Genomic DNA, 22,315 nt, shown 5'->3' with positions numbered 1-22,315 from the left:
AAAATAAAAAAACCCCCAGTGGGTGTTAGCCTACTAGGGGAGTTGAAGATCAAGGTGCATCTACCAATTAAGTGTTCTAGACCCAGGTAATCCGATCCGGATAAAGTTGTAAAGGCAGAAAAACCAAAACGACACCGAATCAGAAACATTCAGGGGCAGGATGCATCTAAATTATCAGAGGAAGCGAAAAATCGACTTGAAACTTTCGCGTTTCAAACCAGATTTAGGAGGCGAACAGGAGAAACTGTGACCCAGGAATTCCACATTTCGGTAACTCCTGTAGGGCAAAATGACTACTTGGTGCGGACGGAACAAGTCGCGCCTGGGGTACCATTGGCAGAAGAATTGGTGACTTGGCCTATAGCTGATTGGTTGATGGCTGCTGGGCATTTGATGAATGACCCGTTGAATTCGGTGTTGCAAGGAGATCCATTTACCTCTGGCGGGCATGAAAGTGATATTGCCAGAAACTCTGTGAATTTGGTGGCGTTGGGTCAACAATTTTATAATGCCCTGTTTCAAGGCACTCTCAGAGATAGTTGGATTACTGCCCAAGGTATTGCCCAGAACCATCAGCAAGTACTACGGTTACGCTTGGGGCTAAAAGACACTAGATTAGCTCGTTTGCCTTGGGAAGTCATGCACGCAGGCGATCGCCCTCTGGCCACTGGGCCTTATGTGGCTTTTTCTCGCTTCCAAAGTGGAATTTTGGGGGCTTCTCCTTTGCGCTCACAAAATATGCCCACACCACAAGAACAAGGTGGTGTCAGAGTCTTGATGGTAATTGCTTCTCCCTCAGATCAAGTCCGTCTTGACTTACAGAAACAAGAAGCAATTAAACTGCAAGCGGAACTTCACCGTCAAACGTCACGACCTGGTGAAGGCCGCAATCGTTTCCCAGAAATTGAACTCACTGTATTAGACCAACCAGGACGGGAAGAACTGACGCAAGCCTTAGAACAAGGCAGATACCACGTTCTCCACTACTCTGGTCATAGTAATTTAGGCGCAAATGGCGGAGAAATTTATCTTGTTAGTCGCAGAACTGGCTTAACGGAAATCTTAACTGGGGACGATTTGGCAGGTTTGCTCGTCAACAATAATATCCAAATGGCAGTGTTTAATTCCTGCTTGGGCGCTTACACAGCAGCGTCCAATCCCTCTGGAGATACTGGCGAACGAAACTTAGCGGAAAGTCTGGTGAAGCGCGGAATTAGAAGCGTTTTGGCGATGTCAGAACGGATTCCTGATGAAGTGGCGTTGACGCTCACACAATTGTTTTACCGCAATTTAAATCAGGGATATCCAGTAGATTTGTGTGTAAGTCGGGTGCGCCAAGGATTAATTTCTGCTTATGGTTCTCACCAGATGTACTGGGCATTACCGATTTTATATCTCCAGCCAGAATTTGACGGTTTTTTAAGTCAGGAAGCTGAGGTATCTGCAAGTACAGATTCGCTGAATCAGTATAGTTCGCCTTTAGGGGTAACTTCCACGATGTACCCTGGTATACCTGATGATAGCGAGATGCCTTTAGGAATGGAAGACATGATTCCTTCTGGTTTGACACGGGATTCTGGGTTGGATTGGCTGGGTGAAGATACTTGGGGCGATCTGGTTGATGAAATTGAGTATGACGATCCAAGCTATGAAGAAGATTCTGCGATAGTTTCGGATTTATTTCGTCAGCTAGATAACCAAAAAGCTCCAACTGAATCAGATCAACAAATTCGCGAAAATAGTCTTCACCAAAGCCAGATTTCAGAGGAAATGACTTCCTCAGAAGAGTCAGCAGATTTGTGGGGAGAAGTTCCACCACCGCCACCTGCAACTCCTGGAAACCGTGAAGAAAATTGGCAAAATTCTAATTTTTTGCAATCGCAACCACCCCCGCCAAGAAATCGTACCCGTCGCCGCAAGCTGTGGCCGATTGTAAGCGTTGTGGGGATCAGTGCGATCGCTGCTGCGATCGGTTTAAATTGGTGGTGGCAAAATCGCCCCCAAGCACTGCCTAAAATACCAGAAATTCCCACCCAGTCTCTACCTGATTCTCGAACGATTCAAAAGCAGCCCAATATCGATTTAGGAATAGAAACGACTGGAATTGTCACCGCTACTGCTACGGAAAAATTGAGCCAGGGTGATTTGCAAGGTGGGTTATTGGCTGTAGAAGAACTACTCAATCGGGGCGCACTGGCTGCGGCTGAAACTTCCTTAAAACTAATTCCTAGTAAACAAGCTGACGATCCCTCTGTGAATTTTTACAAGGGAAGATTGGCGTGGCAGTCTATCCAAACTGGAGACAATAACTATAGTGTCGATGATGCCCGTCGTTATTGGGAAACTGCTGCCAAAGCTAAACCAGAATCGCTTTTGTATAATAACGCTTTGGGATTTGCCTACTACACAGAAGGCAATCTGAATCGCGCCAATGATTCTTGGTTCAAGGCTTTGAATTTAGCTCTCAAAGAACAGAACACAAATTCAACATCCAGAAATACAGCAGTTCCTCAAGATGCTTTAACTTCTTATGCTGGTTTAGCTCTTGGATTGTATAAATCTGCACTTAGTCAATCTAATGGTAAGCAGACACAATATCTAAATGAAGCGATTAAGTTGCGGCAAACAGTTCTCAAGTCCGATCCAGAAAATTTCCAGGTAGATAAATTAGCTAAAAATTGGCTGTGGACAGAGAAGGCGATTGAAGATTGGCGATCGCTCCTTCAGGAAAAAGGTGAAAAACAGTAATATATTGTCGTGGCGCCAATACGGTTCGGTTAAAGGGTAAAGGGGAAAGGGGAAAGGTTTTGAATACATCCTTTCCCCTTTACCCGCAAACCCATTCCCCAGATCATAAGGAAAGTGAAAAATGCTTATCCGAACCGTATTGGTCGTGGCGCGATCGCTTTTATAGCTAAGTGCTGAGTGCTGAGTGCTGAGTGCTGAGTAAAAATCCAGTTTTTTCAAGACTTTGAGCAATCACCACTGTCCTAATCTGTGTGACTACGGCTATAATTATTAAATGTTAAGGGAGTTGCAAAAAGATAAATATTTGTAGGGGCGCAAGACCTTGCGCCCCTATGTTCGCGGGGCGTCCTGCCGGGATGGAATATTTTTTTAACACCAGTTCGGGTTAAGGACTAAAATTTGATTGATTGGACAAAAGAATAAGGGTTTCACACTGTTGAAACTAACGACTAAATCAAGGTTTCAGCTTATCCTGAACTCAGGTTTTTTTAACTGCAAGTCCCTAATTGTTTTTGACTCAGAAGAGGAGGCAATCGTAAAATAGCCAAAGTAGGTTAGTTAAAATAATGTTAATTGCTAAATTTTTCGTGATTTAGGATATAGCCAAAAGCTAAACAAACGGCTAACTTTAGGCATGACAATATAAGTTAATAGCAAAACCATAATAATCGTTATAATCAACGAAATAATCAAGGGTGGTAAACCTCGGATTAGGGGTACTAAGAACGTATTCAATAAATTAATCAACACATATACAGCTCCCCAAGTTAGCAAAGCTGTTTTATAGCGCGGTGGAGTTTTTAATGGTTGACCGGGAAGAGAAAACCAAGCTTCTAATCCACTAATTTTTTGAACATAAGGATCGGATTCAACTAAATGCTTACCTTGATTGAGCAAATGTTCGCGATCGCGCGATGTCATCCACACCTCTAAATTTTCATAACTGTCAAATCGGAAGATAATCACATATTCATTTCGCACTCCAAGTTGAGGACAAATCACATTTGTTCCCATGTGACCCACGTAAGTTCTAGAAACCCTGGTAATCTCTTTCAACCAAGCTTCGTAAGCAGTTTCGCATCCAGGTTTGACAAGTTGTGTAATAACCACGGTTACAAATTGATCGTTCTGTTCTATCTCCATTATTTATGCCAATCAATTTTTGATTTTAGATTTTCTCACGTAGTTTATCAATTGCAGAGCAAGTAGAAATTTGCTGGCTGTGAAACATTTTTAAATTTGGGATTTTGAATTGAAAATCCCAAATTTAAAATCTAAAATTCGGCCACGCTCAAGCCAAGGGATATCCAGGTTTTCCAACTTCAAGCCGAACAACATTAGCAGGAACGACACCAGTGGGTGGAGGTAAAAACATCCCACCATTAGTTACAACATAAATTGCGGTGCGGTCGCTCTGTGTTTGACCAAAAGCCACGGCTGTGCTGCCAATTACACCTGCCTCGGCTTGAGCAATAATAGTAGTACTGCGATCGCTTGCAATTCGCACCACACTGTTGTATATGTGCGTTGCTCCATAAAGATTGCCTTCCACGTCAAAGGCGAAGTCGTCAATATTAGTTTGCTCTACAAAAATTTCCGGTTCACCTGGTCGATTTGCGGTATCAACGGGAATCCGCAACAGCAACATTTTTTCCGTATTTGAAACGTAGAGAAAATCACCAAAACACTTCAAACCATTTGCAGCCGGAATAATATTTTCCGAATTGCTACGAGCAAGCATTGGATGTTCTAGCCAAATTGAGGCGCGAGGTTGAGCGACATCAATCAGCCAAATTGCACCCCGATAAGAATCTGCTGTTAAATACTGAGTGTTAGAAAACGGAGTGATGCCATTGAGAAATATTGCATCTGGCAGTTTCAGCAAGGTTTCCACTGTGCCATCATTGGCTACTAAAGAAACCACTGGTATAGAATCGGCATTCCAGCCTGTTGCCACTAAACCCCCGTTGGCAGCGAAAGCAAGACCACTTACTTTACCTTCAACAGTGGCATGAATCTGCTGATTGCCATCTGGACTAATACGAACAATCTCGCCAACTTCGTGATTAGTTACAAATATTGTGCCATCTGGTGCGATTGCTAGATTTTCCAAAAAAGTATTGACAGGGAAGGAGGCAATAACTTTAGCAGGCGCTAATTCAATGGTTGTATCAACGTAAATAGGCGGTAAAACTGCGGAATTTCCCATCTTAACCTACCACTGTAATTGAATGGGGCCACCAAACTTTCGCATCTCTGCAAAAAATAGTCCTTGCGCTCCTCCATCGGGAAGTGTTGCCAAATAAACAGCTGTTTGCGCTCCTTCTTTTGCTGTGAATGGAGCATCATCTCCTCCCATATCGGTCTTCATCCAACCTGGAGAATAGGCATTTACAAGAATGTTAGTACCTTGGAGTTCTTTTCCCAAAATCGCTGTTAGTCCATTCACTCCCACCTTTGAGAGTCGGTAGGAAGGCGCTAAAGGGTAGTAGTCTCCCGGAACTGACGCCAGAGATGCCATTTCCGTTGAGATATTGACAATACGACCGTAGTTTTGCACCTTCATTAACGGAATTAGTGCTTGAGAAATTCTGAGTACCGCTAAAACATTAGTTTCAAAAGTAGATCGCATCGTTTCCAGATGCACAGTCAGTAAACTGGATTCTTCAGGCTTTGTTGTGGGATTTACACCTGCATTATTGACCAGAATATCTACTTTGCCATAAGTTTCACGCAACCACTCGGTAAACTGCTGCACGCTTCCATCATTGGTAACATCCAGCTTGTGATAGTCAACATCAAGCCCTTCACTGAACAACTGCTGTTTAGCAGCAAGACCATCTGTTTCATTACGACTCGTCAGAATTACGCGGTTGCCAAATTGGGATAATTGGCGGGAAATTGCATATCCTAGCCCTCGGTTACTTCCTGTAACTACAGCAATCCTTTTTTGAGTCGTCATTTTTATGACCTTCAAACTGCTTTTAAATTTACTGTACTGAGATGTTGTAAATTAAGCAAATTGATTTTAGCAATATATTTTAGTGTTTATGTATTGACAATAAACACTAAATATGGGTAAGTTCAAAAACTACATATTTCATAGAGGCACAGTAATGCTAGGGATATTGCTGATATGGATAGGGAACTTCCAGTTAAAAAAAGATCCCGTCGTAAGGGCGCAAGGCCTTGCGTCCCTAAAAATCTATAAATAATTTGGGATAATTTATTTTTTGCAAGTCCCTAGACTCACAAAGCGATCGCCCTTGCCTATCGTTTTTGAGTAAATTAAGAAACCACCAGTGTAAATATCTGGTAGTTTGATTAATTAAAAAGAGATTATTTTGGAGGATAGGGAATACAAAGATTTCACCCACTCCCATTCCTGTGTCAAGCCCTCTTTTAGGGAGACTTGCGGCTTATATCCGAGAATTTTCTGTGCTTTTGATACATCAGCAGCCGTGTGACGTGCGTCTCCCATCGCTTTTTGTATGTGGTTTCTTTTAATTGGCTTCCCAACAATTTCTTCAATCGTATTTAAGACTTCTGCTAAAACCACCCTACTACCACCACCGATATTAAAGATTTCTCCCACTGCTTCGGGTGCGGTGGCGGCAGCTAAATTAGCGGCGACAATATCACTAACAAACGTAAACTCCCGCGTTTGCTGACCATCGCCGTAAATAGGAATCGCCTCATCGTGCAAAATGGATTGAAAAAACTTATGAAATGCCATATCTGGGCGCTGTTTGGGCCCGTAGACTGTGAAATAGCGCAATGTCACACAGGGCAGACCAAAGTTCTTATAATACAGTTCACACAAAAACTCTGCTGCTAGCTTCGTAATGCCATAAGGAGAAACAGGTTGAGGACAAATTCGCTCGTGGGTAGGTAATGTTTCTGCATCACCATATACACTAGATGAAGAGGCAAACACTAATCTTTTTAGGTGTTTAGCATCCTTAGCTGCTTCCAGCAAAACTTGTGTAGCGTTAACATTTCGTTCTGTATAGCCTCGAAAAGCTTTACCCCAACTTGCTCTGACCCCTGCTTGTGCCGCTTGATGGTAAACTACATCAACATCTTTTAGGAGTTTCTGCCAATCTAAAAACTGCATATCTCCTTCAATTAATGCAAAACCAGGTAAACGATACAAGTGTGCAACATTGTTTCGTTTTAACATCGGATCGTAATAATCATTGAATTCATCAATCCCGATCACTTCGTTGCCTTGTTCTAGCAATGTTTCTGCAAGATGAGAACCAATAAAGCCTGCGACTCCAGTAACGATAATTTTAGCCATGTTGCCGATTTTTTATATCCTGATTAACCGCGATATTCACAAGTTAATAATTATAGTCAAAAATTGGTTGTCGATTGAGGATTTTTTTATAGATAGGTTGAATTGTATCAGCAAAAAAAGATAATTAAAATAATACACTTATACTGAGAATGTGTTATCAACTTGATTTATTAATTACTAATAATAAAAAATAAAATTTTACTAATTAGTGAAATTTTATTTTTTAAATAAATGCAGTTGGAATTCAACAACTAAAATAGGTCAGTAGATCAAATAATTAAAGTGATGCATAAATAAAAGAACTCCACCCCCCTTGGCTACGGTGTATACATAAGTCTAAAATAGGTGATTAACCAAGGTCCCACCCTAACCCTCCCCTTTTATAAAGGCTACGGTATACACACAAGTTTGAAATAGCTGAAAAACCCAAGTTTTTACCCCACCCTAACCCTCCCCTTGCAAAGGGGAGGGAACTAGATTTTCCGGCATCTCCCCAATGCATCGGGGGGATTGAGGGGGGTAATTTGACTTGTGTGTACACGGTAGCTTTTATAAAGGGGAGGGAAACAAGAAATCTAGTTCCCTCCAAAACATCGGGGGGATTAAGGGGGGTAATTCGACTTGTGTACACGTAGGCAGGCGGCGAGGGGCTGGAAGTGGAATCTTAGGGGACTTTTACAAGAGGTATACTAAATCATTCAGAAACTTGCACAAGTGTGAGAATTGATGAAAAAATTGATCCGCGAGAGTCGAATCAGGTATTCTCATTTTGCAAGGGACGCACGAGGAAATCAGTGAAAGTTTTAGTTGTCGGTAATGGGGGGCGCGAACACGCTCTGGCATGGAAACTGTTGCAATCTAAGCAAATTGAGCAAGTTGTCTGTGTACCAGGGAATGGGGGCACAGCAACTATGGAACGTTGTCAAAACTTGCCTTTAGCAGTAGATGATTTTGAGGGGATGAGCCGATATGCTCTAGAACATGGCATAACTTTGGTAATAGTTGGGCCAGAAGTTCCCCTATCTAAGGGAATCACAGATTACCTCCAAGATAAAGGATTGATGGTATTTGGCCCAGTCAGAGCTGGAGCGCAAATTGAGGCGAGTAAAGCTTGGGCAAAAGCCCTGATGCAAGAAGCAGGAATCCCGACGGCACGGGCTGCGGTATTTACTGAGGCTACGGCAGCAAAATATTACGTCAAATCTCAGGGAGCGCCCATTGTTGTCAAAGCTGATGGTTTGGCGGCTGGTAAGGGTGTAACAGTAGCTGAAACAGTTGCACAGGCAGAAAGTGCCGTTGATGCAATTTTTCAGGGACAATTTGGCAGTGCTGGTAAATTTGTCGTCATTGAAGAATGTTTGATTGGGCAAGAGGTGTCAGTTTTAGCATTGACTGATGGATTAACAATTAGACCCTTGTTGCCAGCGCAAGATCATAAGCGGATTGGTGACGGCGACACGGGCGAAAATACTGGCGGGATGGGAGCATACAGCCCAGCACCCATCGCTACACCAGAGTTGATGGCACGCATTCAAACAGAAGTACTAGAAAAGGCGATCGCCACCTTACGATCTAAAGGTATTGATTACCGAGGTGTACTGTATGCTGGGTTAATGATTGCACCCGATGGCGACTTGAAGGTTTTGGAATTTAACTGTCGCTTTGGCGACCCCGAAACCCAGGTGATTTTGCCACTGTTAGAAACACCCCTAGAAGAGTTAATCCTAGCCTGTGTACAGCAGCGATTGAGTGAATTGCCGCCTATTGCTTGGAAAGGGGGAGCATCTGCCACTGTTGTTGCCGCTTCTGGTGGTTATCCAGGAGAATATGAAAAGGGCCAGGTGATTACTGGCATTGAGGAAGCAGAAGCAGCAGGAGCAACTGTATTTCATGCAGGTACAAAATTAAACCAGCAACAAGAAATAGTCACAGATGGAGGTCGAGTATTAAATGTGACGGGAATCGGAGAAAATTTTGAGCAAGCGATCGCCCAAGCCTACGCTAGTATCAAACATATTCAGTTTCAGGGAATGTATTACCGGAGGGATATTGGGCATAAAATAGTCAGGGTAAAGCAGGGGGAAACTCCATAAGCGATTGCATGATGTTGCTTGTTCAGGAAACTGTGCGAGTGATTCTTGCATTATGAAACTCTATTATGTGTCAATAGGCTGACAATGGGGTACACCGCAGGGACAATCCTACATACTTAACAGGTATAGAATAGCTAACGATGCCTAGATTGAACTATGTTTAGGCATCGTAGACGTAAATGATAATGTTTGTATGACAAGCTACCAGACAAATATTATACTAAGATTAAAAGCATTAGGTAAAATCTTCTAAAGTAATACTGTATAAAGGCAAGATATGCCAGGAAAAGAAATCCCTGATAGTGCTATTGAGTTGGTTGCCAAACATATCAACACAAGAAGCAACAAAAGTTATGGTATTCCTGTAATTGGACATGAGGAGAATATAGAAACTCCTCAAATATTTGAAATCATTCCGTTTGATCAAATTGATGACAGTGATAGAAGATTTTATGCGATAGATGGCAGTTATAACAGTGAGCAATTCTACAACGGTCTATGCATCGCCATTTATGCTGCTGGTTACATCTGCTTTCACAAGGGTAAGCAGCTTAGAATGAACTCATTAGACGATCCAGTAATACTTGGACAGGCATATTATCCACATAATATTCTTATTACACATCCAGGCCACTTGAATGATATTTACGATGAGCTTCTAACTTTAGAGCCAATAAAATGTCTATTCAAGTTTCTAGAAGATCCACCAGATAAGGTTTTTGCGTACAAAAGAGAACAAATTTGTGCAAATCTATCAACACTACTGGGATTCTGTCAGGAAGTTTTGGAGATTGCGCTTATTCTTGAAATCATTGAACGTCCAGAAACAAAGGCTGGAGATTTTATTTTACGAGATGGTACGTTGCGCCCTCTACAAATGAAACAGTCTTACTTAGTGAAGTTAGGAGACTATACTCATCATAAGGGAGTTAAGGTAGTTGCTGTTACTAAACAATCTTTTACCAAGATGGAACTAGCTTATACGTTTAAACAGATTGATAATTATCTTCAGGATCAACTTAAGTATGAGTATCCTTTTGTAGAAACAGATCCAAAGCGCAAGAAACTTTGTTGCTGGTTTGAAATTCCTGATGTAGTTCTCAAGGCAGCATATCAGGGAGATATGTTTATCAAAAAATCGATTCGCGGCGGAAGAGGATTTGGGTTGTTTATGGCAGCTCGGTTAGATTATGTGGAAAAGCTACAAAACTACGATTGGCTTATACTGGATGTCAATATCTTTGATGCTATTCCAGAAATTGGATCAAACACCTTGGAAAGAGATAGAGCAGAACTAGCTTTAATATTTAAGGAGCTAACTCGACTCACTCAGGAACATTACATTCTTGGATATCCTTATCCGCTATGTGAAGTTCACAATTTTATCTCTCTGAAAAAGAACTTTAAAGAAGAAATAATTGCTCGTTTGAAGTACTCTCTTTATAGAGATCAAAGAATGGATAACGTTGATATTGAAAATCTTTTTCTAGATATGCATGACAGATTCTAAAAGGACTCTTTATGTCGAAAACTAACAAAGCAGATTTTGGCGTTCTATATGGTCAAAAAACAACTGAGGATGCACTATTAATTTATTCTTCCTATGAAGATGCTAAAGCTAGTCCACAAACTGGTGATTTTATTGTTTTGACTCCCAAAGATGAGGGTAATACAAAATATCTTGCGAGAGTTGAGGCTGAAATCTACGACGAAGACCCTATTTTCAAATCACAAGATAAAACTTTAATTGCTGTACATTATGCTCGAATTGCAGAAAGAGAGCTTTCTGAACGAGATAAGCAAAAGATGTTCAGCTATACATACAAGGTTCGTATTTTAGGCACATTTACAGACAGTGGCTCTACAATCGCTTTCACAACTGCTGTGAGAAAACTACCAATTGTTTCTTACATCGCAAGACATTTGAACAAGCGCGAGATAGACTCAATCCTCAATAAAACGAATGAGAATGGCGTTGAAATTGGATATCTTTGTGTAGGAGAAACGGTCTTCAAAGATAAGGGACCAATTCTCTTTAAGATTGATAAATTGCGTAACAGACGCACGATGGTATTTGCTCAATCTGGTTTCGGAAAAACCAATCTTGTAAAAGTACTTCTCTACCATATGACTCGTGATACTTCATATGGAAAGTTGATTTTCGATTTGAATGGTGAATATTTTTTACGTGGCACAGCTACATACGGATTGGGAGATATTAATGAAAGCTCAATTCGTGATAATGTTGTCGTGTATTCTGACAAGAAACTACCTGATATTTATACGAAACAAAATAGATTTATTTTTGGTGGTAAAGTCGCACTCAATATGCATAAGCACTTAGCAGTAGGTGATATATTGAATTTTGGGGCTGGTTTTTCTGAAGTGATGAAATCTTTTCTTCTATATCTTGATGAAGACGGTATATCTAACTTTATTGAAAATATCGATGATTACGTTGAAACTCCAAGCAATCTTTATCGAGATTTTTCTGATTTCTTTGGCGAACAAAAGAAAGATACAAAGGGCAATATTAAGGAGGATGTCTCTGCGAGAAAAACAATTATGGCAATTCGGAAGAGAATTCGCCATCTAATTGATGAAGGTAATCTACATTCTAGGGTATCAAATCTTATAGAAAATGTATTCAAATATTTGAAGCAAGGAAAAACTGTCATTATCGATTTATCCTTGAAAGACAATATGGATGCCAGTATTATTTCAACTATTTTGGTTCGAAAACTGTTTGAGAGTAACAAAGAGAAATTTACTTCAGATGAGCCAGAAGAAGTTGTTAATACTGTTGTCTTTGTAGAAGAAGCCCAAAATGTTTTATCTCAGGAATTTGTTAAATCTAATGCAAATCCGTTTGTCAGAGTGGCAAAGGAAGGACGTAAATTTGGATTAGGATTAGTCGCTGTAACACAACGCCCCTCCGCGATTTCTGATTAAATTAGAACCCAAGCAGAAAATTTTTTTGCTTTGCATATGGGTAATTCTGATGACATTAAAGCACTTGTAAAGTCCAACATCAACTATGATGGAGTGATATCAAACTTTATTCAGTGCGAGACGATCGCAGGTAATCTATATATGGTTTCATCCGATCAAGCTTTTGCGCTTCCTGTGCGCGTCACTGAGTTTGAAAATCTTGTAGCAGGAAGGGTTTATTCAGAGGCTAAATTCAAAGATTAATTTGAGCTAGAAGTGCAATCTTACGCATTTTCAGATAAAAAACATAATGGAAGAAAAGCACAAACTAGCTCTGAAGCAGAAAATTATTAGTAATCTAAAAGATTATGGAGTTATATGGCACGAAAAAACACATAAAGTTCTTGTAGAAGACTTCAGAGAAGTTCAGCGAAAATTAGCTGAACAAACGAATTCAAAAGGATAAGAGTATAAAAGCAAGGTTCAGAAATATCTCGCACAACCTTCAGATATTGATATATCTAGAATTAATCTTTATCTTGTTATGGTTGAATCCAAAGCCGAGCATCAACGACTTTGGGCATATGCTACCTCCTATTGGTCAGTACCTGTTACAGTCGGTTATGGAAGACGCATTCGATACTTTGTCTTCGATCATCAAAATGATAAGTTGATAGGGATAGTTGGTCTTTGTGATCCCGTTATTGGTTTGGGTGTTAGAGATGACCAATCTATAGGGTGGACAAAAGAGCAAAAGATGCAGCGATTATATAACTGTATGACTGCCTATATTCTAGGAGCAATACCACCCTATAATAAGGTACTTGGCTCTAAGCTGATTGCCCTTACTTTAATGTTTCCAAAAATTCGTAAAGATTTTTATCAAAAATATAAAGATAGTCCTTCTGTTATTACTGGAGAAAATAAAAAGCCTTATCTTGTTTATATCGATACACTAGGAGCATTTGGTAAATCAGCAATTTATAATCGCCTAGCAAACTGGGATTTTATAGATTATACGAAAGGGCAAAGCCATCTTCACATAACAGCAAATGGGAGTTGGGAACTAATTAGACAAATTGTACCAGATGATGTTTTTAATAGTTACAAATTTGGCGAGGGTCCAATTTGGAAAATGCGTATCTTAAAAAGAGGTTTACGTGAACTTGGCTTGTCAGAAGATATGCTTAGTATTGGTTGGCAAAGAGGATATTATCGTTGCACCTTGGCTGAAAATTGGCAAAAGTATTTGCTGGGAGATACAAATCAGGTTGTATGGAAAGACTTTACTCAGAGAGATTTAATAAGCTACTGGCATAAAAAATGGGTCACTCCTAGACTGAATACTTTGCAAACTAATTTGGAGTTAGAACTTGATTTGTAAATTTTTCTAAAGCTTATACGTTAAGATACCTGCAATATTTTTAAAAGTTAATTTAATGTTTAAGACATCCAATCCAAATGCAGCCTGATGTCGGCTTGAAGGCTGGCGCTATACTTAAGTTATGCCCAAGTTAGACATTATCCATAATGCGGTAAAAAACGCACTCATAAAAGACGGCTGGGCTATTACAGACGACCCCTACGTAATTCAGTATCGAAGAACAACGTTGTACGCTGATCTCGGTGCTGAACGCCCAATTGGAGCTGAACGAGATGGGCAAAAACTTGTTGTTGAAGTGAAAAGCTTTGTTGGCGCATCAAAGATACAAGATTTGAAAGAAGCTCTCGGTCAGTATGACATCTACCGTTATCTTTTAGAGGAAACAGTACCAGAGCGTAAACTTTACCTTGCTGTTGGTGCGATCGTTTATAAAAATTTTTTGAACCAGGATGTGATTCAACTCATCCTCCACAAACATCAACTTCCACTGATTGTTGTCGATACAGAAACAGAGGAAATCACACAATGGATAAATTAACTGAGTATCCCCAGATAATTAAGCGGATCTTGACAGAGTATGTAGAACTATGTAACCGTCGTCCTAACCGAGACATCGAAAGATTCTTAATTATAGATGAGCCAAAGGGTCACTATATTTGGATGAACCTTGGTTGGCAAAATGGCGAACGCATTACTGGTATGACTGTATACGTTCGGATTCGAGATTGCAAATTCTGGATTGAGGAAGATTGGACTGAAGATGGAATCGCAACTGACCTAGTTCGTGCAGGTGTTGCCAAGGAAGATATCGTGTTGGCATTCCATGAGCCTAAGATGCGGCAGTACACAGATTTTGCAGTAGCATCGTAGCGATGAAGGTTTGGTTTGAACGATCTTGCTCGCCGCTAACTTGAGCCGGATAATTAGCTCAGAATTACGACAGGTTGAATTTTTGTTAGACTGCTCATCTGTGCATAATCAAATAGTCACAAAAATGGGGTTTAACGAGTTAATCCTCAACTGGATATTAACTATTATGGCTGAAATGAGGTAAATTCGTTAAGACCACCTTAATTAGGTAGACCTCCCACACTGCCCCATTCCCTCTTTCCCTAACATATTTGTCAAATTAACTGTTAATTTTTAAGTTGTTGGGCTTTATAACAAAGACTACTAACAACTTTATTTAAGATGCTAAATCTGTTAAAAACAATTCGACATGCGATCGCTAGTTGGTGGTCGGAGTTCACTCTCCAGACTAAACTGCTGGCTGTGGCGACAATGGTAGTTTCATTGGTGATGAGTGGTCTGACATTTTGGGCTGTGAATACAATTCAGCAGGATGCGCGGATGAATGACACCCGCTTTGGTCGTGACTTAGGGCTGCTGCTTGCTGCTAACGTTGCCCCCTTAATCGCTGACAATAATCTCACTGCGGTTGCCCAATTTTCTCAACGCTTTTATAGCAGCACCTCTAGCGTGCGTTATATGCTCTACGCCGATGAAACCGGGCAAATCTTTTTTGGCATTCCTTTTTGGGAAGCTGAGGTAGAAAACTCCCTTACCATTAAACGGCGAATACAACTACCAGAAGATTACCCTGGCGATGGGGAAAAGCCGATGGTGCGGCAACACATGACCCCAGATGGGACAGTCACCGATGTATTTATTCCCCTGATTGTCAATAAAAAATACTTAGGTGTATTAGCGATCGGCATCAACCCCAATCAGACTGCTGTCATTTCCACCAATTTTACCCGCGATGTCACCATTGCTGTTTTTATCACCATTTGGGTAATGGTGATTTTGGCAGGAGTGATTAACGCCTTAACCATTACTAAGCCCATTAAAGAATTATTGGTGGGGGTGAAGCAAATTGCTACCGGGAATTTCAAGCAGCGCATTGATTTACCTTTAGGGGGCGAACTAGGGGAGTTAATTTTAAGCTTTAATGAAATGGGAGAGCGATTAGAGCGTTATGAAGAACAGAATATTGAGGAACTGACCGCAGAAAAAGCCAAGTTAGAAACCCTAGTTTCAACGATCGCAGATGGCGCCGTGTTGATTGATAACAACATGCAGGTGATTTTAGTCAACCCCACAGCAGAGCGAATTTTTGGCTGGGAAGCCGCTAATGTCGTAGGTTGCAATGTCTTACATCACTTGCCAGCATCGGTACAAATCGAAATCACTCGTCCCTTGTACGAAATGGCAGCAGGGGAATGCGAAAGCGCCGAATTCCGAATTTTTATTAACCAACCCATCCCACGGACGATTCGCATTCTCTTGACTACAGTACTCAACTTGCAAAGAGAAAGCATCAAAGGTATTGCGATTACTATTCAAGATATAACCCGTGAAGTCGAACTAAACGAGGCAAAAAGTCAATTTATCAGCAACGTTTCTCACGAACTGCGAACGCCTCTATTCAACATTAAAACTTATATTGAAACCCTGCACGACTACGGCGAAGACTTGGCTTTACAAGAACGGCAAGAGTTTCTGCAAACAGTCAACCATGAAACCGATCGCCTCACCCGCCTAGTTAACGATGTTTTGGATTTGTCAAAACTCGAATCTGGCCGCAACTACAGCTTTGACGGCGTAGATTTAGCCCAAGCGATCGAGCAAACCCTGCGTACTTACCAACTCAATGCAAAAGATAAAGGTGTTGAACTTGTTCAGGAAGTTGCCCCTAATTTGCCGCTAGTATTAGGTAATTACGATCTGTTAGTACAAGTGTTTGGCAACCTGATTGGTAATGCCCTTAAATTCACCAAAGCCGGTGGTAAAGTAGCAATCCGCGCCTACCAACTAGATTTCAAACCCAGTCACACCGAATCTGCTCCAGTGCGGATTGAAATTTCCGATACTGGAATTGGCATCGCTACAGAAGATCAACACTCAATTTTTGAACGCTTCTTTCGCGTAGAAAACCGAGTTCACACCCTAGAAGGCACGGGTTTAGGTTTATCGATTGTCAGAAATATCATTGACAGACATCGTAGTAAAGTCCATCTCGTGAGTGAAGTCGGCATTGGCACCACTTTTTGGTTCGACTTAGCCATCTTTGAAGAAAAAGCGCCACCTATACAAGTTGAACCTATTGCAGAAACATCCAACATCATCACAGCTTGAAGACAAGGGACTGCGTATGTCTGATTATGATGCTTTTTTTAATAAAGTTACGATAAAAAGTATGATAATTGTCACAAGATAGAGGAATTATGTGATAGAAAATTGTTAAAGGTAATATAGGCGAATCAGCCCTTTTCTAAGAAAGTGACTTTGTGTGACTAAAATGACCCTATCTTATAGATTGAAAAATTTCTGGGGTTTGCTGCGGAGTAAAAATAAGGTATCTGCAACTCAACAAAAGTTGCAGAACAGTACCATAAGCTCAAGAGAGGCTGATGATATTGAGGGTACTGTTCAACTTAAAAATGGTCAGGCAGTTCAAGTAAGGCTAGACGACTTGAAACAGTTTATAGAGGACAACCGCAGCCAAATAGCACTCCAGAAAATTCCTAATATGGGAAAACGGAGAAGTTAATTCTTTAATAGAGCTTGTAAGTTACTTACACCTTACTTGCAAGCTAAAATTAATTATTCAGCAGAATATTCTTACTTTAATTTCTGGAATTATTTCTATATACTTTTCCCTATCAAGTTCTTCATCTGTTTCGGCAATGTAAACGGTGCAGCTTGCAAAAATTCTAAAGTCAGTATTTTTGTCGTCCAATGGCGATGAAATATACTCTTGTTCTTTGCCAAGAGTGACATAAACAGGAAATATATCTTTGCGTACTATATAGCCATAAACGTACCCATAGGATTCTGCGTTGTCAAATTCGGCTTTTATAGTTTTTACTGTCAACATTATTTTATCCTGGCAATTATTCCTCTAAAATGCATTGCGTTAATCTCATAATGCTCCTCTAGCAAGCTTGAAGCGGCTGTAAAGTACATAGGTATGCAAACATTGTGGAGGGTAATCGAAACCCTCAGCACTGAATTTAAGAGATATGTCTAGCATCAAGCGCCGTCCATGAGTTCACCAAGCGCTAAGACTAATACCTCGCCGCTTTGGCTAAAATTTTTCTGATTCCAGTTCAGCTATTAGTTTTTCAGCATCTTTGCCACCAAGATCGCGCAATTCATTATATATAATGCTGACTTTACGCTCTACAATCCTGAGTTCGCGGCGAAGTACCAACAATTCCTTAATCTTCGACATGATTTCTCCAGGCATTAATAGATTATTTTCTGAAGATGCTGATGGAGCAGTAGCTTTTTGCTGAGTTGCTTCGGATTTCATAAAAATGTTTGCATTGCTATCGTCTAAGTTGTCCTTAAAATGATTTTCTGACATCAGTTTACCTGGAGATGTTAACTGGATATCAGCAGGAATAGCGCCAGTCTTTGAAGAGCCAAGTTTAGATACATTGTCATAATCGTAATGCCCATTTTGTGAGTGAATTAATGCCCTGTTTGAAGCTTGGTCACTGTCTTCTAATAAAAATTGAATTAATTCAGCATTAATTCCAGCAACAGGAAAATAAGCGTAACCACTTCTACCTTGGGTTTTGGTATTGGATACTTGCCTGCAAAGCCAGCCTGACTCTACAAGATATTTTAGGTGCTTATTGACTGTCGTATTATCGAAGCTAAGTATATGAGCAATCTCGGCTGACCTGATTCCAACATCTGGAATCAGCTTCAAAATAGATTGAATAGTGGGTGACAACTCTAAAGCTAGATGTCTCAAATGAAAGAAAAATAAATCTCTCTTTTCTGTAACATCGTGATTTAGATTAGTATCTGACAAAACCGATTCCAATAAACTTTCTGCAACAGAATTAGGAAGCTTAAAACAATCCAAAATAGATCCCTAAAGATCGTCAAAATTTCCAAAAAGCAAGATTAAGTTTTATTTATTGCCGCACAATTTTTTTACTGATAACTAATCGCCCGTTATCTGGGCGATTGTTTTAAACTCATTTAAGTTACTAGACTGAAGAACAAACAGACCAATAATAAGCCCAAAACCAACACCAAAGCCTGATTGCGTTTTACCCAACTTTTCACAGTTACTGCAAAACTGTTAGTGTAATGCTGCTGTTCCAACTCTAACTTTGTCTCTTCAATATTTTGGTAGAGGGTACAGTCTTTGGCGTAAGGACGTTTAGGAAAATTGCAAGTATCATCAGCATGATAGGTGCAGGTGTCGCACAGATACCCATCCCCAGCGGCGCGGTGCAATGGAATACCGGGATGACCGTAAGCTTTGAGTGTAGTCCGACAATAAGGACAACTAATAGCTTGACTATCAACAAGTTGATGGCAGCGGGGACAAGATACAGTAGCCAAAACCTTACCTTTAGCGCAAATAGGTAAACACTATTGATTCTAGCCATTTACAGGGATAATGGGGAAATACATACGTAGCCTGTTAATTTTGAATATGGCTAGCTCTCAAAATTGGTTACTTTATCAGCAAAAGTACTAGGTTTATAATGATTTTTTATATTTTATAAGTGATTTATATCACTCAACCTAATTAAAGCTATGCCATAATTTAGCAAATATCAGGTTTTGTCCCAACTCCAATAATTATTTAGAGGTAGAAAAATATTGCCTTTTAATCCTGAGCTATGCCGTAACGAAAGCGAAGTTGAAAGCAAACTCATAGTGCAATATTTGCTACCACAGCTAGGTTATACTCCTGACACCTGGCATCAAGAAGTTGCCGTTGGTAGCATCCGCTTAGATTTCTTAGCATTTGCTGCCCAAGTGATTCCCTTCGTCTTAGATGCCAACTCGCCGCTGAGTGTCGTCATGGAGGCAAAGCATCCCAAACAAAACTTAAATCATCATATCCCCAGACTCAGGCATTATTTAACCAGCTTGAATATCAGGTATGGATTGCTGACTAATGGCAAAGAGATTAGAATTTATCAAAAATTGCAGACTGATATTCAGTTAATATTTCAATGTTCTGGGAAGGAAGTTGAAGCAAGGATAGAGGAAATTAAAGGTTTAATTGCTAGGGAAAGTTTCACAAATAGGCAGTCTAAAGATGATTTTGAAATTCAAGTACATGGAAATAATTCAATTATAGAAATAAAGAGAGAACATTCAATGAAAATAATTGCAGTTTATCACAACAAAGGTGGCGTTGGTAAGACAACAACAGTAGTTAATCTAGCTGCTGCTATTAGAAAAAAGGGTAAAAGAGTTTTAGTAATTGATTTTGATAGCCAAGCTAATACTACATTTGCCACAGGTTTAGTCAAATTTGATGATGAAGAATTTGATGATATCAAGGATTCTAATCTTCTCCAAGTATTACAATCTGAAGAATTGTATCCTATTTCAGAAGTAGCCAGAAAATCTAATTTCTGCAATCCTGAGATTGATGTTGTTCCTGCACACATCAATCTGATGAGAAATGAAACTGATTTAAATGCTCTTGAGGGTAGTAGATTGGTACTTATTGAGAAGTTAGAATATGTAAAAGATAAATATGATGTTGTCCTTATAGATACTCCACCATCACTCAATCTGTATGCGAGAATTGCTTTGATTACCTCTGATTATCTTATTATTCCATCTGACCTAAAACCTTTTGCAAACCAAGGATTAACAAATGTTAAAGAGTTTATAAAAGGCATTAATACATTTAGAAAACAAATAAGGAAACCTCCTATTGAAACTTTAGGTGTCCTTGCTTGTAAGATATCTACTAACAATCAATTTGTGAAACATACTTTACCTAAAAGACTAGAAGCAATTCCGAAACGGTATGATATCCAAGTCATGGATACAGTAATTTATGATAGAGATGATCTAGCAAAATGTGCTGAAAAATCTCTAACTATAGGAGATATGGAGATAGCTGATCCGATATCTGTACTTGATTTTAAGCCAGATTCAATGGCTGCACAAGAATTTGAGTTACTAGCAATAGAAGTTTTACAAAAAATAGGATTAGATTAATGAAACTATCTACTTCACTTGTTGCTGTCAAGAAAATTAGCTCCAGCAAACCTCGTTCAAATTTTGCAGATGATGAGCTAGAACAAGCTGCTCAGTTAATTTTAGAATCTGAAGGTGTTGTTAACCCTATTGTAGTCCGCAGAACAAGTTTGCAATCTTTTGAAGTAGTCGATGGCGACTTTGAGTATTATGCTGCGGCTAGAGCTAGAGAAATAGATATTCGTAAAGGAGAGATGATTGGAGTATTTATAATTGAGTCGGAAAATGAAGAACTTTTAACAAAGCAAGTAGAACTATTTAGAAAATCAAAAGCGTTTATTCCCAACAATGTAACTGTTAGTTCAGATAGTATTGAATCGCGTTTAATAAATATGGAATCACGGTCTATCAACACAGAGTCTCGCGTAACAAACCTTGAATCACGTTTTGAAAACCGTACTCTTGAATTACAGACAGAGTTTAGACATGAAATTAAAAATATTCATGACAGACTGAAGGAAATTGAAAATCGAATTCCGAAACCAATGGAACCATTGGAAGCACTTAATACTTTGGGTATATCTGAGCTTACCTCTAAGTTGAGACGGGTTGGTATCAATATTAAAATAATTGAAAAAATAATCAGTGAGCGTGACAATGGTAAATTCAAATCTTTTAGCAATGTAGTTGATCGGATCAAGGGCTTAGGTGACAAAACAATGCTAAAGATTATCGATATTTTTGCAGAAGGTACAGTCTGACTTTATTCTATAAAGTTAAAATTGGTGGTTAATATGAATAGTCTGGAATCTAAAATTGTTGAAATCTTAAAACGTGGCACTCCCATAAGAGCAGTAAAAATTGCTGAAATGCTGGGTGTTGAAAGACGGGAAGTCAACCATTACTTATATTCTTCATTGAAAAATATAGTTGTCCAAGATAGTGAGTATAAATGGTCATTAAAGACAAATGAAATAGTTAATAATGAGCGTATCCCAACTCAACCACGAACACCTCAAAACCAATCATCAAAACCTGTAACGCAAAATAACGTCTACAGTTTTACCAAAAAAGAAATTCGACAAGATACTCCGATTGAACCACCAATTCGGCTAAATCAATCCTCAGAACCAATCAAGCATGAGAAACTGGAGAAATTTCATCAGCAACATTTTCAACCAAACCCTCAAACTCCATCCTCACAACCTGTAAAGCAAACTAATCCTTATGAAGTTGTCAGAAGAGAACTAGCTCAAGTATCTTCTGAGGAAAAGGTAAAAATTCTAGAAAGTGCTTTTAGACAAGATAGGTATGCAGAACTAGAAGATGAGCAGATAAATGCTCTCCAATCCATTTTAGAAGAGGCTAGGCGAGAAGTGAATATAGCCAATAGGGCTTATACACAAGGAAAACTAAGCTTTTGGAAGACTAACTCTTTAGCGATCGCACTTGTATCAATAGCCTTAACTCTTGGTACATTCTTCGTGATTAGTCAACTGAGATCCAGTTCAAGTTACCAACCTACCCCAACTATTCCACAAAATAGGTAGATTTGCCATATTCTTTTCCAAATAACGTCAAAAGTAAGTTGCACAATATGTCAATCTCTAAAAGGTTGTTTTAAAAGTGTTCGGCTGTGTTTAATCACATTTTCACCCCCCTTAATCCCCCCGATGCATTGGCTACGGTGTACACACAAGTCCTAAAAACCTAGCTTGATAAGACTTTCCTGTTTTTCCTCGTTCCCAGTCGGAGACTGGGAATGCATTCATTGAGTCAGAGACTCAATATCTGACTGGAGGCAGAGCCTCTAATATCATGTCCGGTAAATTACCCATAATTAAGCCGCAACTGTCGGCCACCAGTGAAAATTGGTTA

At 39.7% G+C, this 22,315-nt stretch carries 20 protein-coding genes and 1 pseudogene; 14 read left to right on the top strand and 7 right to left on the bottom strand.

What is annotated here, in order from left to right:
* The first annotated feature begins 246 nt into the window (after positions 1-246).
* Positions 247-2,748, top strand: coding sequence for a cell division protein HetF (gene hetF / locus RMY16_RS29290; RefSeq protein WP_322739318.1), 2,502 nt, complete (start codon positions 247-249; stop codon positions 2,746-2,748).
* A 576-nt stretch (positions 2,749-3,324) separates the two neighbouring features.
* Here hetF and RMY16_RS29285 read toward each other — a convergent pair.
* From RMY16_RS29285 to RMY16_RS29270, 4 genes are all read right to left on the bottom strand, one after another.
* Positions 3,325-3,891, bottom strand: coding sequence for an antibiotic biosynthesis monooxygenase (locus RMY16_RS29285; RefSeq protein ID WP_322739317.1), 567 nt, complete (start codon positions 3,889-3,891; stop codon positions 3,325-3,327).
* Positions 3,892-4,039: 148 nt separating this feature from the next.
* A complete protein-coding gene (locus RMY16_RS29280; protein WP_322739316.1) occupies positions 4,040-4,957 on the bottom strand; it encodes a gluconolactonase in 918 nt (305 codons plus the stop codon).
* A gap of 6 nt (positions 4,958-4,963) precedes the next feature.
* A complete protein-coding gene (locus RMY16_RS29275) occupies positions 4,964-5,710 on the bottom strand; it encodes an SDR family oxidoreductase (RefSeq protein WP_322739315.1) in 747 nt (248 codons plus the stop codon).
* A gap of 366 nt (positions 5,711-6,076) precedes the next feature.
* Positions 6,077-7,051 carry an NAD-dependent epimerase/dehydratase family protein gene (locus RMY16_RS29270; protein ID WP_322739314.1) on the bottom strand — a complete coding sequence of 325 codons (975 nt, stop codon included), beginning with the start codon at positions 7,049-7,051 and terminating at the stop codon, positions 6,077-6,079.
* 794 nt (positions 7,052-7,845) lie between these two features.
* Here RMY16_RS29270 and purD point away from each other — a divergent pair.
* The 10 genes and pseudogenes from purD to RMY16_RS29220 all read left to right on the top strand — a co-directional run bounded on the left by purD (position 7,846) and on the right by RMY16_RS29220 (position 17,012).
* Positions 7,846-9,144 (top strand): phosphoribosylamine--glycine ligase, encoded by a 1,299-nt coding sequence (gene purD / locus RMY16_RS29265; RefSeq protein WP_322739313.1) that lies wholly within the window; start codon positions 7,846-7,848, stop codon positions 9,142-9,144.
* A gap of 277 nt (positions 9,145-9,421) precedes the next feature.
* A complete protein-coding gene (locus RMY16_RS29260) occupies positions 9,422-10,654 on the top strand; it encodes a DNA double-strand break repair nuclease NurA (RefSeq protein WP_322739312.1) in 1,233 nt (410 codons plus the stop codon).
* Positions 10,655-10,665: 11 nt separating this feature from the next.
* A complete protein-coding gene (locus RMY16_RS29255; RefSeq protein WP_322739311.1) occupies positions 10,666-12,096 on the top strand; it encodes an ATP-binding protein in 1,431 nt (476 codons plus the stop codon).
* Between the two features lie 93 nt (positions 12,097-12,189).
* Positions 12,190-12,339 carry a hypothetical protein gene (locus RMY16_RS29250; RefSeq protein WP_322739310.1) on the top strand — a complete coding sequence of 50 codons (150 nt, stop codon included), beginning with the start codon at positions 12,190-12,192 and terminating at the stop codon, positions 12,337-12,339.
* Between the two features lie 46 nt (positions 12,340-12,385).
* Positions 12,386-12,541 (top strand): hypothetical protein, encoded by a 156-nt coding sequence (locus RMY16_RS29245; RefSeq protein ID WP_322739309.1) that lies wholly within the window; start codon positions 12,386-12,388, stop codon positions 12,539-12,541.
* A gap of 15 nt (positions 12,542-12,556) precedes the next feature.
* Positions 12,557-13,459 (top strand): annotated as a pseudogene (locus RMY16_RS29240) (Druantia anti-phage system protein DruA); the annotation flags it as partial.
* Between the two features lie 121 nt (positions 13,460-13,580).
* Entirely contained in the window at positions 13,581-13,997 is a 417-nt protein-coding gene (locus RMY16_RS29235; RefSeq protein WP_322739308.1) for a XisH family protein, read from the top strand.
* Complete coding sequence (locus RMY16_RS29230) at positions 13,985-14,329, top strand: XisI protein (protein WP_322739307.1); 345 nt, start codon at positions 13,985-13,987, stop codon at positions 14,327-14,329. The genes RMY16_RS29235 and RMY16_RS29230 overlap by 13 nt, the downstream gene beginning before the upstream one ends.
* A 321-nt stretch (positions 14,330-14,650) precedes the next feature.
* Positions 14,651-16,597, top strand: a complete 1,947-nt coding sequence (gene nblS, locus RMY16_RS29225) for a two-component system sensor histidine kinase NblS (RefSeq protein ID WP_322739306.1) — start codon at positions 14,651-14,653, stop codon at positions 16,595-16,597.
* Between the two features lie 163 nt (positions 16,598-16,760).
* Positions 16,761-17,012 (top strand): hypothetical protein, encoded by a 252-nt coding sequence (locus tag RMY16_RS29220; protein WP_322739305.1) that lies wholly within the window; start codon positions 16,761-16,763, stop codon positions 17,010-17,012.
* Positions 17,013-17,069: 57 nt separating this feature from the next.
* Here the strand turns inward: RMY16_RS29220 and RMY16_RS29215 are convergent, their stop codons facing one another.
* The 3 genes from RMY16_RS29215 to RMY16_RS29205 form a co-directional block, all read right to left on the bottom strand.
* A complete protein-coding gene (locus RMY16_RS29215; protein WP_322739304.1) occupies positions 17,070-17,339 on the bottom strand; it encodes a hypothetical protein in 270 nt (89 codons plus the stop codon).
* Positions 17,340-17,549: 210 nt separating this feature from the next.
* A complete protein-coding gene (locus tag RMY16_RS29210; RefSeq protein WP_322739303.1) occupies positions 17,550-18,287 on the bottom strand; it encodes a hypothetical protein in 738 nt (245 codons plus the stop codon).
* 173 nt (positions 18,288-18,460) lie between these two features.
* Complete coding sequence (locus RMY16_RS29205) at positions 18,461-18,829, bottom strand: zinc ribbon domain-containing protein (protein WP_322739302.1); 369 nt, start codon at positions 18,827-18,829, stop codon at positions 18,461-18,463.
* Between the two features lie 264 nt (positions 18,830-19,093).
* Here RMY16_RS29205 and RMY16_RS29200 point away from each other — a divergent pair, with 264 nt between their 5' ends.
* From RMY16_RS29200 to RMY16_RS29190, 3 genes are read left to right on the top strand one after another with little or no spacing between them, the layout of a single operon-like run.
* The gene (locus RMY16_RS29200; protein ID WP_322739301.1) at positions 19,094-20,458 is read left to right on the top strand and encodes an AAA family ATPase; all 1,365 of its coding nucleotides are present in this window, start codon (positions 19,094-19,096) and stop codon (positions 20,456-20,458) included.
* Positions 20,458-21,198, top strand: a complete 741-nt coding sequence (locus RMY16_RS29195) for a ParB N-terminal domain-containing protein (protein ID WP_322739300.1) — start codon at positions 20,458-20,460, stop codon at positions 21,196-21,198. Before RMY16_RS29200 ends, RMY16_RS29195 begins: the two co-directional genes overlap by 1 nt.
* Before the next feature lie 33 nt (positions 21,199-21,231).
* Complete coding sequence (locus tag RMY16_RS29190) at positions 21,232-21,987, top strand: hypothetical protein (RefSeq protein ID WP_322739299.1); 756 nt, start codon at positions 21,232-21,234, stop codon at positions 21,985-21,987.
* Positions 21,988-22,315: the final 328 nt, after the last annotated feature.

Origin of the sequence: Nostoc sp. DedQUE12b (assembly GCF_034530835.1) — a bacterium.
Lineage (GTDB): Bacteria > Cyanobacteriota > Cyanobacteriia > Cyanobacteriales > Nostocaceae > Nostoc.
The sequence above is the reverse complement of the archived record's forward strand: the minus strand, read 5'-3'. Positions and strand labels throughout refer to the sequence as shown.